Source organism: Cryobacterium algoritolerans, assembly GCF_004402785.1.
GTDB lineage: Bacteria > Actinomycetota > Actinomycetes > Actinomycetales > Microbacteriaceae > Cryobacterium > Cryobacterium algoritolerans.
Genome location: NZ_SOFP01000036.1, coordinates 1 through 16,428 on the forward strand (window position 1 = coordinate 1; position 16,428 = coordinate 16,428).

General features: G+C 68.4%; 13 protein-coding genes. 6 read left to right on the forward strand and 7 right to left on the reverse strand.

Annotated elements, in window-relative coordinates:
• Positions 1 to 1,006 (reverse strand): Fe-S cluster assembly protein SufB (gene sufB, locus E3O19_RS06825; RefSeq protein ID WP_134566437.1); only part of this gene is annotated, 1,006 nt, incomplete at its 3' end.
• 426 nt (positions 1,007 to 1,432) lie between these two features.
• On the opposite strand from sufB, the gene E3O19_RS06830 reads away from it, so the two are divergent.
• Entirely contained in the window at positions 1,433 to 1,789 is a 357-nt protein-coding gene (locus E3O19_RS06830; protein WP_134566439.1) for a HesB/IscA family protein, read from the forward strand.
• Between the two features lie 63 nt (positions 1,790 to 1,852).
• Here the strand turns inward: E3O19_RS06830 and E3O19_RS06835 are convergent, their stop codons facing one another.
• Positions 1,853 to 3,838, reverse strand: a complete 1,986-nt coding sequence (locus E3O19_RS06835) for an APC family permease (RefSeq protein WP_134566441.1) — start codon at positions 3,836 to 3,838, stop codon at positions 1,853 to 1,855.
• 255 nt (positions 3,839 to 4,093) lie between these two features.
• On the opposite strand from E3O19_RS06835, the gene E3O19_RS06840 reads away from it, so the two are divergent.
• Positions 4,094 to 4,651 (forward strand): hypothetical protein, encoded by a 558-nt coding sequence (locus E3O19_RS06840; RefSeq protein WP_134566443.1) that lies wholly within the window; start codon positions 4,094 to 4,096, stop codon positions 4,649 to 4,651.
• A gap of 22 nt (positions 4,652 to 4,673) precedes the next feature.
• On the opposite strand, the gene E3O19_RS06845 is transcribed toward E3O19_RS06840, so the two are convergent.
• Positions 4,674 to 6,092, reverse strand: a complete 1,419-nt coding sequence (locus tag E3O19_RS06845; RefSeq protein WP_241981247.1) for an MATE family efflux transporter — start codon at positions 6,090 to 6,092, stop codon at positions 4,674 to 4,676.
• Between the two features lie 92 nt (positions 6,093 to 6,184).
• Between E3O19_RS06845 and E3O19_RS06850 the strand changes: the two genes are divergently transcribed.
• From E3O19_RS06850 to E3O19_RS06865, 4 genes are all read left to right on the forward strand, one after another.
• A complete protein-coding gene (locus E3O19_RS06850) occupies positions 6,185 to 8,149 on the forward strand; it encodes a M13 family metallopeptidase (RefSeq protein WP_134566447.1) in 1,965 nt (654 codons plus the stop codon).
• 87 nt (positions 8,150 to 8,236) lie between these two features.
• Positions 8,237 to 9,145, forward strand: a complete 909-nt coding sequence (locus tag E3O19_RS06855) for a serine hydrolase (protein WP_134566449.1) — start codon at positions 8,237 to 8,239, stop codon at positions 9,143 to 9,145.
• Between the two features lie 125 nt (positions 9,146 to 9,270).
• Complete coding sequence (locus tag E3O19_RS06860; RefSeq protein ID WP_134566451.1) at positions 9,271 to 10,785, forward strand: purine-cytosine permease family protein; 1,515 nt, start codon at positions 9,271 to 9,273, stop codon at positions 10,783 to 10,785.
• Positions 10,782 to 11,387 carry a cysteine hydrolase family protein gene (locus E3O19_RS06865; RefSeq protein WP_134566452.1) on the forward strand — a complete coding sequence of 202 codons (606 nt, stop codon included), beginning with the start codon at positions 10,782 to 10,784 and terminating at the stop codon, positions 11,385 to 11,387. The genes E3O19_RS06860 and E3O19_RS06865 overlap by 4 nt, the downstream gene beginning before the upstream one ends.
• 46 nt (positions 11,388 to 11,433) lie before the next feature.
• Here the strand turns inward: E3O19_RS06865 and E3O19_RS06870 are convergent, their stop codons facing one another.
• The 4 genes from E3O19_RS06870 to E3O19_RS06885 form a co-directional block, all read right to left on the reverse strand.
• A complete protein-coding gene (locus tag E3O19_RS06870) occupies positions 11,434 to 12,750 on the reverse strand; it encodes an alpha/beta hydrolase (protein WP_241981248.1) in 1,317 nt (438 codons plus the stop codon).
• Positions 12,751 to 12,755: 5 nt separating this feature from the next.
• Positions 12,756 to 13,721 carry an alpha/beta hydrolase gene (locus E3O19_RS06875; RefSeq protein ID WP_134566454.1) on the reverse strand — a complete coding sequence of 322 codons (966 nt, stop codon included), beginning with the start codon at positions 13,719 to 13,721 and terminating at the stop codon, positions 12,756 to 12,758.
• Positions 13,722 to 13,840: 119 nt separating this feature from the next.
• Positions 13,841 to 14,056 (reverse strand): YbdD/YjiX family protein, encoded by a 216-nt coding sequence (locus E3O19_RS06880; protein ID WP_134566456.1) that lies wholly within the window; start codon positions 14,054 to 14,056, stop codon positions 13,841 to 13,843.
• Entirely contained in the window at positions 14,056 to 16,338 is a 2,283-nt protein-coding gene (locus E3O19_RS06885; protein WP_134566458.1) for a carbon starvation CstA family protein, read from the reverse strand. Before E3O19_RS06885 ends, E3O19_RS06880 begins: the two co-directional genes overlap by 1 nt.
• Positions 16,339 to 16,428 lie beyond the last annotated feature (90 nt).

Genomic DNA, 16,428 nt, shown 5'->3' on the forward strand with positions numbered 1-16,428 from the left:
CGCCGGCATCCTGGTGCTGGCCGGGGCCGGCGAAGGCCACCGACAGGGTCTCGCCCTTGGCGTGCTCGCCCATCAGGTAGATCGACGGGTACTTCATGGTCACCTTGGAGCCCAGATTGCCGTCGATCCATTCCATCGTGGCACCCTCGGCCGCCGTGGCGCGCTTCGTGACCAGGTTGTAGACGTTCGTGGACCAGTTCTGGATGGTCGTGTAGCGAACGCGGGCGTTCTTCTTCACGACGATCTCGACCACGGCCGAGTGCAGGGAATCCGACGAGTACGTCGGGGCGGTGCAGCCCTCGATGTAGTGCACGTAGCTGCCCTCGTCGGCGATGATCAGGGTGCGCTCGAACTGACCCATGTTCTCCGTGTTGATTCGGAAATACGCCTGCAGCGGGATTTCGACGTGCACGCCGGGCGGCACGTAGACGAAGGATCCGCCCGACCAGACGGCCGTGTTCAGCGCGGCGAACTTGTTGTCGCCGGAGGGGATGATGGTGCCGAAGTACTCCTCGAAGAACTCCGGGTGCTCCTTGAGCGCGGTGTCGGTGTCCATGAAGATGACGCCCTGCGCCTCGAGGTCGGCGTTGATCGCGTGGTAGACGACCTCGGACTCGTACTGGGCGGCGACGCCGGAGACGAGGCGATTGCGCTCCGCCTCGGGGATGCCGAGCTTCTCATAGGTGTTCCGAATGTCCTCGGGCAGGTCGTCCCAGGTCTGGGCCTGCTTCTCCGTGGACCGGACGAAGTACTTGATGTTGTCGAAGTCGATGCCGGAGAGGTCGGCGCCCCAGGTCGGCATGGGCTTGCGCTCGAAGAGTTCGAGGGCCTTCAGCCGACGCTTCAGCATCCACGCCGGCTCGCTCTTGAGGTTGGAGATGTCGGTCACCACCTCCGGCGAGATCCCGCGACGGGCGGACGCGCCCGCGGCGTCGGGATCCGACCAGCCGAATTCGTAGACGCCGAGTGTTTCGAGTTCGGGGCGGTCGAGAAGGACGTCAGACATATTTACCTCTTCTGCCACCCTGACAACCCGGATATTAGTCCGGTCATCCCGGGTCGGACTCCGTGAAGAGGCCGACAGGGAACGAGTTGTGAGGACGGCTCAGGTGCGCGCCGCTGGTTGTCGGTGACAATCAGGGCGACGCCGTACTGCGTCGCGGTCATCTGGACCGCGCGCATAAAAAAGCTGGACCTCTCCACCCTAGGCTTCAGGATTTCATCTGGCTAGAGTCAGGTCTGCTTTGGCGGGTCACTGGCAGGCCAGCGTTGGGTCAATGGCGTATCGCCGGCGCCGGGCGGATGCCGCCGGGAGCCTCCGAGGTTCGCAGAACGGCCGCGGAAGCTTAGAGTGATTGAATACTCGCGCAGGCGAATCGCTCCAGCTGAGCGGGCCCGACGCGTCCATGCAGAGTGAAGTCCGAGGAGTCCCATGACCGACACCATTGCCCCCATCGCACCGGCCCACGGCGTCGGCCTGACCGAAGCCGCCGCGCTGAAGGTGCGCAGCCTGCTCGGCCAGGAGGGTCGCGAGGACCTGAACCTGCGCGTTGCCGTGCAGCCCGGAGGCTGTTCCGGCCTGATCTACCAGCTCTACTTTGACGAGCGCATTCTCGAGGGCGACGTCGTTGTGGACTTCGACGGGGTCGGGGTCGTGCTCGACAAGATGAGCGTGCCATACCTCGAGGGTGCCTCGATCGATTTCGAAGACACCATCGCGAAGCAGGGCTTCACCATCGACAACCCGAACGCCGGCGGCAGCTGCGCCTGCGGGGATTCCTTCAGCTAAGGTTTCTCCCGGAACGGCTCGGTGCGGCGGCGTATTCGTCCTGCGAAGGCATCCGCTCGCCGATCAGCCGCCGCCGACGTGGATGCCGGGCCGGCGGGCGGGGTCTGGCTCGATGGTGCGCAGGATCTCGCGCACCACGGGGGCGGTGTCGCCCTGGCCGAGCAGGAGGTAGCGGACGAGGTGGTGGACCGGGTTGCCCTCCGACCACTCGAAGTAGGCGTGCGGTCGCACGCCGGCGGCGTCCCGGAGCGCCAGTAGGATGGCGGCGATGGCGTTCGGGGCCGCGGGGCTCTTCGCCCGCAGCACCCGGTAGCCGTCGACCTCGACGCCGCGCACCCGTAGCCGCTCGCTGAAGCCGGACGGGTCGACGACCTCGATCTCCAGGAACAGGAGGTCGGCGGCACCGGGAACCGGGTTCATCCCGCGTTGCTCCTGTTCCTTCTCGGTGTAGTCGTCATGATCGCCGGCCGCCCGCTTGTGCGCGATCAGGTTGAGGGCTCCGTCGTAGTCGAGCGAGTCCTGGATGTAGCGGCGGGCCGTCTCGTCGAACTCGATCTGCTCCACCCGGAGTTCGGTCGTGCGCGACACCCTCGAGACCAGGGATACGGTGACGATCCCGAGGATGAAGAAGGCGGAGATGGTGATGCCGTCCGGCTTCTCGATGATGTTCGCGCCGAGCGCGTAGAGGAGCACGAGGGTGAGCACCGCGAACGCGACGCTGGCAACCTGTTGCCGTCGCCGCACGGCGGAGATGGTGACGGCGACGGCGCCGGACACCATCATCACCAGGATCCCGGTGGCGTAAGCCCCCGCCTGGGCGTTCACGTCGGCGTTGAATCCGATCGTGATCAGGATGCTGACGCCGGTGTAGACGAGCACGACCGGCCTCACCGCCCTGCTCCACTCGGGGGCCATGCCGTAGGAGGGGAGGTACCGCGGGACGATGTTGATCAGCCCCGCCATCGCGGACGCCCCGGCGAACCACAGGATCAGGATGCTGCTCACGTCGTAGACCGTGCCGAACACGTTGCCGACCCGCTCGTGCGCGAGGTAGGCGAGGGCGCGCCCGCTGGCCGCCCCGCCGTCCTGGAACGCGGCGGCGGGGATGAGCACGGTGGTGACCAGGCTGCTGGCCAGGAGGTAGACGCTCATAATGACGGCCGCCGCGGTGAGCAGTTTGCGGGTGTTGCGGATGCGGGAGGCCAGCCGTTCCTCCGGGCTGCTTCCCGTGGCGGCGACGAGCGGCATCATACTGACCCCGGTTTCGAAGCCGGACAGGCCAAGCACGAGCAGGGGGAACGCGATGATCGCCGGGCCGACGATGGCGCCGAAGCCGGTGCCGCCCGCGGTCAGGGCGCCGATCCAGTCGGACAGGGCGCGAGGTTCGGTGAGGACGTCGTACAGACCGACGCCGATCACGATCCCGTTGAGCAGCAGGAACAGCGCGACCAGGGGGATGGCGACGGAAACGGCCTCGCTGAAGCCGAGCAGGAAGACCCCGCCGAGGATGAGCAGCAGCACGACTGTGATGGTCACGGCATGCCCCTGGAGGAACGCCGGTGCGAAGGGGTTCTCGAGAAGGTGCACCGTGGCATCCGCCGACGAGAGCGTGATCGTGATGATCCAGCTGGTGGCGACGAAGCCGAGCAGCACGAGCACGAAGACCTTCCCCCGCCAGAACGGCAGGAGTCGCTCCAACATCGCCACCGATCCCTGGCCGTGCGGGCTCTCCCTGGCCACCCGCCGGTACATCGGCAGCATGCCGAGCAGGGTCAGCGCCACGATCAGCAGCGTTGCCAGCGGCGAGAGGGCACCGGCCGCCAGGGCCGCGATGCCGGGAAGGTAGGAGAGGGTCGAGAAGTAGTCCACGCCGGTCAGGCACATCACCTTCCACCAGGAGTGGGTCGCCGTGGTCTCCTCGGTGCTCTCCGGTCCGACCGGCTGCACCCGGTTCCGGAGCAGCCAGCGCGTGAAAACGCTGGTCGGGGCCGTGGCGCGCGGCGGGCGTGGCACGCTCGCGGGGATCAGATGTCCGGCAGGTGCAGTCATGGTCTTCTCTCCCGGGTGATACTCGGTCTGCCTCGGGGGGACCACGTCGGCAGACCACCATTCTCGACCCGCCCACCCGGTTTCGTGGCCATTCGCGCCCATTCGAGCCGCCGTGATGCGCAACGTCGCCGGGGCGCGCCCGCCGGGCCGCCGGAGCCGACCATAATCGACGTGTACCCCCTGGGCAGCCGGCCCACCGGGAGCAGAGGTCCCGAGCCGAGCATCCGCCCGCGCTCGCCGCCGGAAAGTGAATCCATGCCAGGCATCCCCACCACCCGGGTCGCCGTTCGAGGCGTCTGGGAGGGTGACACCCCGGACTACGGCAACGTCGTCGACGCCGAGAACGCGGGCAGGCTGCTCACCGACCTCGTGCGTTCCGCCCTCGAACTGCTCGAATACCGCCGGCTCGCCTGGGAGCCCGACGCGATCCAGCTCGTGTCGAGCGACCGGGCGGCCTACCTGAGGTTTCCGGCGGCCGACGAGCGCACGGCGGATGTCGCGGTGCAGCTGTCGCAGGCCCTCTCCGCGCATGCCGCCGACGGGCTCAACCTCGGCCGCATCATGGGGGCCAACCTGCCCTGGCGGTCGGTGCGCATCCTCGTGCTCGCCGACGAGGACGGTGCCGCGACCACGCGCCTCGACCTCGATCCGGAGGGGGAGTGCCGGGTGTCCTGGTACGGCCCCTTCGACAACGCCCGGTTCTCCGAGATCGCCACCGGGTTCGCGGTCTTCCTCACCCATATCGTCGCGAACGTGTTCGACGACGACGACGGCAGCGAGACGTTCGAGGAATCGTTCGACTGGGTCGTCTGAGACCGATCTTCGCCGGGCCGGTTCAGCGCGCCCCGACGACCATCCAGCTCGAGGCGCGGGCGCGCAGACCCAGGGTGACCGCGCGGGCGCCGAGGTAACCGAGGGCGAAGGCGGCCATCAGCCACGCCAGCCCGGCAGCCCCGGATGGCGCCCAGACCAGCACGCCGACGGCCAGCGGAACGAAGGCGGCCAGGTTCACGACGCCCGTGACGGCCAGGTAGCGCGCGTCGCCCGCGCCGATCAGCACCCCGTCGAGCACGAAGACCACGCCGCCGAGCGGAACGGAGAGCCCGAGCACGACCAGCGTGGCCGGCAGCAGTGACGCCACCTCCGCGGCGTTCGTGAAGAGGCTGCCGAGCCCGCCGCTGCCGAGGATCACGAGCAGTCCGAGGGCCGCGCCGCTGAGCACACCCCACTCCAGGCAGCGCCGGAGCACGGCCCGCACACCGGCCAGGTCGCCGGCGCCGAGGCCGCGGCCGACCAGTGCCTGGGCGGCGATGGCCAGCGCGTCGAGCGCGAACGCGAGGGTGGCGAACAAGGTCATCGCGATCTGGAAGGCCGCCAGCTCGGGTGAGCCGAGCCGGGTCGCCACGAACACCGCGAGCAGCATCGCCGCGCGCAGGCTCACCGTGCGCAGGAAGAGCCAGCCGCCGCTCGATGCCCCGCGCAGCACGCCCGCGCGGTGCGGGCGCAGCCGTGCCCCCTCACGGCGGGCGTGGCGCCCCACGACGACGAGGTAGACGGCGACCATGGCCCACTGGGCGACGACCGTGCCGAGCGCCGAGCCCACGATGCCGAGTCCGAGCCCGTAGATGAACCACAGGTTGAGCAGGATATTGGCGGAGAAGCCGAGCCCGGCCACCCAGAGCGGGGTGCGGGTGTCCTGCAGCCCGCGGAGCAGCCCCGTGGCCGCGAAGACCAGCAGCATGGCCGGGAGTCCGAGCATCGAGAGGCCCAGGTAGCCCGCGGCGGCCTCCGTCACGGCCGGCTCGGCCCCGAAGGCGCCGACCAGCGCCGGGGCGGCGAACCACCCGGCCGTCGCCAGCAGCACGCCCAGGCCGAGGGCGAGCCAGAGGCCGTCGATGCCGACCGAGACCGCCCGCCCGCGGTCGCCGGCGCCGAGCCAGCGCGCCACCGCCGGGGTCGTGCTGTAGGCGAGGAACACCATCAGGCCGATGATCGTCTGCAGCACCGCGCCGGCCAGTCCGAGCCCGGCCAGGGGCACCGCACCGAGGTGCCCGACCATCGCCGAATCGGCGAGCAGGAATAGGGGTTCCGCAATGAGAGCGCCGACGGCGGGAATGGCGAGGCGCAGGATCTCGCGGTCGATGGGCTGCGGGCGGAGGATTGTGATGCTCCAGACTAGCCGCCGGGCGGCGCGATGGGTGCGCGTGTGCGGCGGGTGAGCGTGCGCGGTGGGTGAGCCTGTCAGGCCACACACCGGGTCTCGATGGGCTCGACCACCGCTGGGAGGGTGCCCAACTCTGCGGACGGCGAGGTCGATCGGGGCAATGCAGCGAATAGGCTGGGGCCATGACTGATCAGGGGACCGCATCCGGAATCGACCGCGACGAACTCGACCCGGGCGTGCGTCCACAGGATGACCTGTTCCGCCACGTCAACGGGAAATGGATCGAACGCACCCTGATCCCGGCCGATAAGGCCCGCTGGGGTTCGTTCTACCTCCTGGCCGAGGAATCAGAGAAGGCCGTGCGCGAGATCATCCTCGAGGCCCAGTCTGCGAAGCCGGGCACCGAGGAACGCAAGTTCGGCGACCTCTACGCCAGTTTCCTCGACGAGCAGAAGGTCGAGGGTCTCGGCGCCACCCCGCTCGCCGACGATCTCACCACCGTCGACGGCGTCTCGTCCATCCCCGTGCTGCTCGGCACCCTCGGACGGCTGGAACGGGCAGGGGTCGCCGGCGCCTTCCAGCTCTACGTCGACAACGACCCGGGAAACCCGGAGCGTTACCTCGTCTTCGTCGAGCAGGCCGGGCTCGGTCTGCCCGACGAGTCCTACTACCGCGACGAGACCTCCGGCGCGATCCGGGAGGCCTACCAGGCCTTCATCGAGCGGATGTTCGGACTCGCCGGGCTCACGGATGCCGCCGCCCGCGCCGGCCGGGTCTTCGACCTCGAGACCGAACTGGCGACCCACCACTGGGATAAGGTCCGTTCCCGCGACAGCGAGAAGACCTACAACCTCAAGACCTGGGGCCAGGTGACCGCGCTCGCCGCGGGGGCCGACCTGCAGCTCTGGCTCGAGGGGCTCGACGCCCCGGCCGCGGCGTTCGACGAGGTCGTCGTGCGCCAGCCCAGCTTTGTCACCGGCCTTGCCGAGATGCTCACCGAAGACCGGCTCGTCGCCTGGCAGGACTGGTTACGCTGGCAGATCATCCGTTCGAGCGCCGCGTACCTCTCGGCCGACTTCGTCGACGCCAGTTTCGACTTCTACGGCCGCACCCTTACCGGGACTCCCCAGCTGCGCGACCGCTGGAAGCGCGGCGTTTCGCTGGTCGAGGGTGCCCTGGGCGAGGCAGTTGGCCGCATCTACGTGGAGCGTCACTTCAAGCCGAGCGCCAAGGCGAGCATGGACGTGCTCGTCACCAACCTGGTCGAGGCCTACCGCCGGAGCATCGCCGACCTCGACTGGATGACCGAGGAGACCCGCGGCCGCGCGCTCGAGAAGCTCGAGAAGTTCACCCCGAAGATCGGCTACCCGGTGAAGTGGCGGGACTACTCCACGCTCGCCATCGACCCGGGCGACCTCATCGCCAATGTGCGCAGGACCAACGAGTTCGAGTTCCAGCGGGAGCTCGGCAAGATCGGCAGCCCGCTGGACCGCGACGAGTGGTTCATGACCCCGCAGACCATCAACGCCTACTACAACCCCGGTTTCAACGAGATCGTCTTCCCCGCAGCGATCCTGCAGGTGCCGTTCTTCGACGCCGACCGGGATGCCGCGGCAAACTACGGCGCGATCGGCGCCGTGATCGGCCATGAGATCGGGCACGGATTCGACGACCAGGGCTCCAAGTACGACGGCGACGGACTGCTCACCGACTGGTGGACCGAGCAGGACCGCGCCGCGTTCGAGGAGCGCACCAGTTCGCTCATCGAGCAGTTCAACGCCCTGGCCCCCCGGCAGATTCCGGGCCACTTCGTCAACGGCGCCCTGACGATCGGCGAAAACATCGGCGACCTCGGCGGCCTCTCGATCGCGTGGAAGGCCTACCTGATCTCACTGGCCGGTGCCGAGCCGCCCGTGATCGACGGCTTCACCGGCGGGCAGCGTTTCTTCCTGTCCTGGGCCCAGGCCTGGCAGCTCAAGATGCGCGACGAGGAGGCCATCCGCCTGCTCGCGATCGACCCGCACTCGCCCAACGAATTCCGCTGCAACCAGATCCTCAGCAACATCGACGACTTCTACGCCGCGTTCGGTGTCGCCGAGGGTGACGCGCTCTGGCTTGCCCCGGAGAAGCGCGTCACCATTTGGTAGGGGCACTCTCCGCAAGAATCCTCCAACCTCGTTGAGTTATGGTATTGCCGGGCCGGCAGGTCCGGCGCACGGAAGGATCCGCAACCGGTGGTCAAGCCATCCCAAGACTCAGGGCGACGGTCCCGTCATGCTTCCGCGCATCGCGGGAAGCACGGTGGGGCCCTGGCGAGCGCGAACTTCGGCCGCGGGTTCCAGGCCCTCGGTGACCTCGCCGTCAACGGGGTGCAGGTGTCGGCGCGGGCTACGGACCTGGTCACCGGCCGGGTGTTGTTCTCCGTCGACGATCACGTCGTGATGCCCACCGCAGGGATCGGCACCGTGCTCCTCCTGATCGAGGTCGCGGCCCGGCTGCGGGAGGCGGACTTCGGCGCCTACACGATCCTCGACCGCACCTCCCTCGACTCGGTCGGCGGCTCGGGCATCTGGCAGCACCTGCAGGCCCCGTCACTGCCGGTGGCCGACCTTGCCGCGCTGATCGGCGCCACCGGCGACAACCTGGCCGCCAACGTGCTCATCAGGGCGGTCGGCCTGAACGCCGTGCGCGCCCGCACCGAACAGCTCGGACTGTCCCGCACTGCTCTGCTCGACCTCGTCCGCGACGAACGCGGGCCCGACCACGCGCCTCAGCTCTCGGTCGGCAGCGCCAAGGACCTCACCTGGCTGTTCACGGCGCTCGCCCGCGGCGAGATCGTCGACACCGCGTCCAGCGAACGGGTGATCGGCTGGCTCTCCCTGGGCAGCGACCTGTCCATGGTGGCCAGCGCCTTCGGCTTCGACCCGCTCGCCCACCGCCAGCGCGACCACGGCATGCTGCTGGTGAACAAGACGGGCACGGATGCCGGCGTGCGCAGCGAAGTCGGGGTCCTCCGCGGCCCGCGCGCGGGCGTCACATACGCGGTGTCGATGTCGTTCGCCGACACGGCCCTCTCGGCCAGGCTCGCCGTGCTCGACGGGATGCGCGCGGTCGGCATGGACCTGCTCGAATACGTGCACTGACCGGGCGACGTCCAGAGGCGGATCCACCGGGTCGCGGCACAGGGCGCCCGGCCTTGACAGGCGTCCGCGCGCCGCCCTAGTCTCCGCTGTACAGGCTTTGGCAGGTTCGACGAGAGGACCTTCGCATGTCCACCCCATCCACGATCGGCCCAGACGGCGGGGCCACGGTTTCGGCCCTCGAGATCGAGTTGAACGGCATCAACGCGATCCATTCGAGTGAGCACAAGGGGAACCCGAGGGACCTGTTCTGGCCCTGGTTCGCCGCCAACGTCTCGGTGCTCGGCATCAGCTACGGCTCCTTCCTGCTCGGCTTCGGTATCTCCCTGTGGCAGGCGGGCATCGTGGGGCTCGTCGGTATCGTCGTCTCGTTCCTGTTCTGCGGTTTCATCGCGCTAGCCGGCAAGCGCGGCCACGCCCCGACGATGACCCTCAGCCGGGCCGCCTTCGGCATCAACGGCAACCGGGTGCCGTCGGCACTGTCCTGGCTGCTCACCGTGGGCTGGGAGACCGTGCTCGCCTCCCTCGCCGTTCTGGCCACGGCGACCGTGTTCACCGAGCTCGGCTGGGAGGGCGGCATCCTGACCAAGATCGTCGCGCTCGTGGTCGTGGCGGCCCTAATCGTCGGCGGCGGGGTGCTCGGCTTCGACTTCATCATGAAGCTGCAGAAATGGATCACGATCATCACCGGCATCCTCACCGTGGTCTACGTCATCCTCGTGGCGGACCAGATCAACTTCGACACGCTGGCGGCGATCCCCGGCGGCGGCACCCCGCAGGTGATCGGCGCCCTCGTTTTCATGATGACGGGCTTCGGTCTCGGCTGGGTCAACGCGGCCGCCGACTACTCGCGCTACCTGCCCCGGTCGGCCTCGAGCAACGGTGTCGTCGCCTGGACCACGTTCGGCGCGTCGCTGGGGCCGATCGTCCTGCTCCTGTTCGGGCTGCTGCTCGCCGGTTCCTCCGCAGGGCTCAGCAGCGCCATCGCCGTCGACCCGATCGGGGCCCTCACCACGATCCTCCCGATCTGGTTCCTCATCCCGTTCGCCCTGGTTGCTGTGCTCGGCCTCGTCGGCGGCGCCGTGCTCGACATCTACTCCTCCGGGCTGGCCCTGCTCACGACCGGCGTCCGGGTGCCCCGGTTCCTGGCCGCCGGGATCGACGGGGTGCTGATGGTGCTCGGGGCGGTCTACGTGGTCTTCTTCGCGGGCAGCTTCCTGGTTCCGTTCCAGGGTTTCCTGATCACCCTCGGCGTGCCCGTCGCGGCGTGGTGCGGCATCTTCATGGCCGACATCCTCCTCCGCAAGAAGAGCTATGCGGTGAAGGAACTGTTCGATCCGGCCGGGCGCTACGGCAGCGTGCGGGTGCTCTCGATCGTGCTGATCGCGGTTGGCTCCCTCGTCGGCTGGGGCATGGTCACGAACGGTTTCGCCGACTGGCTCGCCTGGCAGGGTTACCTGCTCGACCCGTTCGGGCTCGGCGGCCGCGGCGGGGAGTGGGCCTATGCCAACCTCGGAGTGCTCGCCGCGCTCGTGATCGGCTTCGGCGGGACGCTGCTCTTTGGGCGCGGCACGATTCGGGCGCAGGAGGCCGTGCCGGTCCCAGGCGAGGACCAGGCCGCCCAGGAGCTCCTGTCGGCATGAGCGGCGCTTGGGAGGGTTCCCCGGCCGCGCCCGCTGCGGGCCGTGAGTCCGGTTCGTGGCTCGTCCTGATCGACCTGCAGCGCATCTTCGGCGAACCGGCCAGCGAGTGGTTCACGCCGCGATTCGCCGAGGCCGCGGCCAACGCGGCCCGGCTCCGGTCCGCGTTCGGCCCGAAGGTCGCCCTGACCCGTTTTCTCGCGCCGGACAAGCCCGAGGGGGCCTGGATCCCGTACTACGAGGCCTGGCCGTTCGCGCTCGACCCGGCGAACGGTGCGCTCTACGACCGAGTCCCGCAGTTCCCGGCGCTGGACGCCAGGCTGATCGACCGGTCCACCTTCGGCAAGTGGAGCGCCAAGACCCGCGCTGCCCTCGACAATCCGCGGGAGATCGTGCTCGCGGGCGTGTCCACCGATTGCTGCGTGATCTCCACGGCGCTCGCCGCGGCCGACGACGGCGTGCGGGTGCGGGTGGTGGCGGATGCCTGCGCCGGCCTCAGCGACGCCGACCACCGGCGCGCGCTCGACGTGATGGCCCTCTACACCCCGCTGATCAGCATCACCTCCGTCGACGACATCCTCGCGGAGCGCGCCGCGGTCCGCTGAAATCCCGTCCTCTGAGGTCTCGTCCGAGGACGGTCGGCGGTTCGGGCTACCGAGCCGGGGGAGCCAGGCCGAGCCGGGGATAGAGAACCTCGAAGGCCTTGTCGAGACCGTCGGTGAGTGCGGGCAGAACGTGGCCGCCGTTCGGTGACTCCCAATAGGTGACGGCCATACCGGCATCCTGGGCGGCCCGGGCGAGGAGCCGCTGTCCGGGAATATAGCCTGGGTCGTTCGACCCCACAGTGAACACGGCCGGGGTACCGGGAAATCGGTGGCCGGCGAGCAGATTGACGGGTTTCTGGGCGTCGTACGCCGCCTGATCGCCGCCGAAGACATCCTTGAGTGTGGCGGCGGGATTCTCGGCGCCGGGGTACTCCTCACCCGAAATGTCGACGACGTTGGACCAGAGGTCCGGATGCTTGGCCGCCAGGGAGATGGCACACTGGCCGCCATTGGAGAAGCCGGCTATCGTCCAATACCGGTGGTCGGGAATGATGTTGAGGTTCGTGCGCGCCCAGTTCACGACATCCCTGGTGAGAAAGGTCTCGACATTTCCGTACCTGGCGGTGTCGAGGCAGAGCGGGTCGACGTTCGGGGTGCCGAGCTGGTCGGCAACGATCACGATGGGGGCGAGGCCGCCATGCTGGCCAGCCAGACGATCGAGGGTGGCCGCAATGTACTCCGGGTCCGGGTTGCCCGGCTGGCCCATCAACAGGATGACGAGCGGCAGTGCGGGCGCGTTGGGAACAAGGGCGGCCGGAGGGAGGTAGATGCCGGCGGGGCGAGAAGAAAAACCCGAGAGCGGACTGGGGAGGACCTGGCTGCCGACCTTACCCGTGGCCGGGAGATCGGGCGGTGCAGCCCAGCTCTGCCAGAGCGGTCGGGCCGGACGCCCGCCGGCGGCCGGCGGCCCTGCCAAGGCAATCGGGCCGAGCGAGCTGATGCCGAAGAGGGAACCGAGCGTTCGATTGAGCCCGAAGCTGGCGTTGATGCCGAGAACCCCGGCGGCCAGGAAGACCAGGACAGAGGCAGCAGCGATGCTGCGGCGGAGGGCGCTTGCCTTCCACAGGTTCGCGCCGGCGAGGCCGATGCCGGCGCAGACAGCGGCCAGCCACAGGTAGGCGACCCGGCCCGGCGACATCCCGAACACGTTGGAGACCCGCACCGAGACGAACCAGATGAGCACGGCGACCGCGACGCCGACGGCGGCAGCCGCGGCGGCCAGCGCCCAACGCCAGGCGCGGCGACGCACCAGCAGGAAGACGAGCGCTGCGACGGCCAGGGCGTCGACAATCACGATGACCGGCCCCCGGTCGATCTCGATCGCCCAGAGGGCGGTGACCCAGTCGCCCGCGATTGGCACCACGGCGGCTAACCCAATCCCAGGCGCGAGGACAGAACGTCGAACGCGAGAGTGAGGCCGCCGGTCAGAGCCTCGACCGAATGGCCCTCGCCCGGCACCTCGTAGTAGGTCATCGCCAATCCCGCGGCCTGCGCGTCGATGCTCAGTTCCCGCATGCCGGGCTCCATCACCTGGTCATCGGTGCCGACCGTGAACACCGCAGCTGAGTCCGGGTAGCGGCCGGCGGCCAGGACCGTGGCCGGTTTCGTCGCATCGTAGGCGGTCTGGTCGCCGCCGAAGACATCGGCGAGCACTTCTGTTTCGGATTCGATTCCGGCGTACGTCGTACCTGAGGCGTCGATGACGTTGCCCCAGACCTGCGGGTACTTCGCGGCGAGTGAGATTGCACACTGTCCGCCATTCGAGAAACCCGCCACGGTCCAGTGCACCCGGTCGGCCTGGATGTGCAGATTGCCCCGCGCCCAGTTGACGACATCGCGTTCGAGATACGTTTCCACCTGACCGAACTGATCGGTGTCGAGGCATAGCGAATCCACGTTCGGGTCGCCGAGCTGGTCGGCCACGACCACGATCGGAGCCAGGCCGCCGTGTTGTGCCGCGAAGGCGTCGAGCACGCCCTTGATGGGTCCGGCATCCGGTTCTCCCGGCTGCCCCATCATCATGAGAACGAAGGGCAGAGCGGGAGGATTCGGAACGAGCGCCGCCGGCGGGAGGTAGACCTGCGCGTCGCGCGCGACAAAACCCGAGAGCGTGGCCGGGATCTGAACGGAGCTGATGGCCCCGACGGACGGCATGTCCGTCGGGGCCCGCCCGTTCGCCGGGCTGAGCGAGGGGACGCCGGAGGCCGGAGGCGTCGCCGTGAAAAGAGTCACCGGGCTCTGCGGCAGCCCGGCCAGGAGCGCGCCGAGCAGGGCGAGGCCGACGATGACCCCGCAGACCGAGTACCAACGGCGACGCGAGCTGAAACGACGCACAATGACCTCTCCTTGTTGCGGAGGCCATCGGTGCGCGCCTCATCGCTGAGGTTAGGAACGCAAGCTGGGGATTCGGTGCACGCCTGCTGTGCACCGAACCGGGCCGCTGGATCCGCGTTTCAGCAGCACCGGCCCTGTGGGTTGGTGTCCTGTCGGTCGGTCTGGTCCCGCCAGAACTCCCGCTCGGTCATCACCGGGGGAGCCTCGCCCCCGCCGGACGGGTGCCGGGACTCGTGATGGGCCTTGTACTTGTCGTAGGCGTCTTCCCCCATGATGCCCTTGACGAACCAGGCCAGGTCCCGTGCGCCCTTCTTCAGGTGCTCGACGGTGTTCATCAGCGGTTCGACTTCGCTGACTTCTCCAGCCTGGCCTGGGCGTCCCAGCTGGCGCCGAGTTCCTTCTCGGCCGGTGTCGGCAGGAAGCCCGACGGGGCAAACATCTCAGACGGGATGGCCGTGTCTTCATTGGTGCCGAAGTCGCGGCTCTTCCACGAGCGCCAGGTGGCCTGGATTGCGGTCACCATGACGATGATCGCCAGCACGACGAAGAGGATCGACAGGAGCCCCTGCACCATCGTGTTGCGCACGACGGCCTCCATCGCGGCCACGGTCTTGGCCGTGCCGAAGCTGGTCTGTCCCGCCGCCAGCGCCTCGGAGAAGGCCCGGTTCTGGGCGAAGTAGCCGACCGCCGGGATCGTCGAGAAGATCTTCAAGAACGACGCCGAGATGGTTACGACGGCGGCGAAGGCCAGCGGCATGGCCACGATCCAGAGATAGGTGAACATGCCGCGCTTGGCGACGATGGCCATGCAGACGGCCAGGGCGATGGCCGCGAGGAGCTGGTTGGCGATTCCGAAGAGCGGGAACAGGGTGTTGATGCCGCCGAGCGGGTCGGTGACCCCCATGATGAGCACCGCGCCCCAGGCCAGTACCATGATCCCGGTCGTGAGCCACGCGCCCGTGCGCCAGGACGTGTTCTTGAACTTCGGGAAGACGTTGCCGAGGCTGTCCTGGAGCATGAACCGCGCCACCCGGGTGCCGGCGTCGACGGCGGTCAGGATGAAGAGTGCCTCGAACATGATCGCGAAGTGGTACCAGAACGCCATCATCCCCTTGCCGCCGGCGACCTGCTGCATGATGTGGGCCAGGCCAACCGAGAGGGTCGGGGCGCCACCGGATCGGGAGACGATGGTGGCCTCGCCGACATCCTTCGCCGTCTGGGTGAGCATGTCAGGGGTCAGGTTGACGCCGGTCAGGCCCAGGCTGTTCACGAACGCGACGGCACCCTCCACGGTGCCGCCGGTGAGGGCCGCGGATGAGTTCATCGCGAAGTAGATGCCGCGGTCGATCGACACGGCGGCCACCAGGGCCATGATCGCGACGAAGGACTCCATCAGCATCCCGCCGTAACCGATGAACCGGGTCTGGCGTTCCTTCTCGATCAGCTTCGGGGTCGTGCCGGACGCGATCAGGGCGTGGAAGCCGGAGAGTGCGCCGCAGGCGATCGTGACGAAGAGGAACGGGAAGAGCGAACCGCTCACGACGGGCCCGCCGTTGGCGGTGAACTCGCTGAAGGCCGGCACCGAGATCTCCGGGCGCACGATGACGATCGCGATCGCGAGCATCCCGATCGTGCCGATCTTCATGAAGGTGGAGAGGTAGTCCCGCGGGGCCAGCAGAAGCCAGACCGGCAGAATGGCGGCCACGAAGCCGTAGATGATGATGCCGATCGCGAGCGGAAGGGGGTCGACGTGGAAGAACGCCGCGCCCCATTCGGTGCTCGAGATCATCCCTCCGCCGATGATCGCGGCCAGGAGCAGGATGAAGCCGATGATCGACACCTCGGTGACCTTGCCGGGGCGGAAGAAGCGCAGGTAGCAGCCCATGAGCAGGGCGATCGGGATGGTCATCGAGACCGAGAAGACGCCCCAGGGGCTGGCCGCGAGGGCGTTGACGACGACGAGGGCGAGGATGGCCACGATGATGACCATGATGGCGAGGGTGGCGATGAGGGCGGCCGTGCCGCCGACCTTGCCGAGCTCGTCCCTGGCCATCTGGCCCAGGGAACGTCCGCCGCGGCGCATCGAGAAGAACAGCACGAGGTAGTCCTGAACGGCGCCAGCGAGGACGACGCCGACAATGATCCAGATCGTGCCGGGCAGGTAGCCCATCTGGGCGGCCAGGACGGGACCGACGAGCGGTCCGGCGCCGGCGATCGCGGCGAAGTGGTGGCCGAAGAGAACCCGCCGGTCGGTCGCGGCGTAGTCCTTGCCGTCGGCCTTGTACTCGGCCGGGGTTGCCCGCCGGTCGTCGGGCTTGAGCAGGTGCTTCTGGATGTAGTTCGAGTAGAACCTGTAACCGATGAGGTACGTGCAGACGGATGCGAAAACAAACCAGATGGCGTTGACCGTCTCCCCGCGAACCACGGCCAGCATCACCCAGCTGAGACCACCGAGTAGCGAGATGCCGCCCCAGATGGCGATCTTCGCGGGGGTCCAGTGGGCCTCCTCGGCGTCATGCGTGGTCTGGTCGAGGGCTACGGCCAGCAGGGCCGGATCCCGATCCAGCGTCCCAGCCCCCTCGGTTGAATCGTGTGGCGTGCGGGGCCTGGTGCCCATGATCTCTCCCTTGAGGTGCCGCAAAGACTGCGGGATTCGTTAGCAAGACTAACAGCTTGGCGGCGGAGCGGAGGCGAACGCCTAAAATGA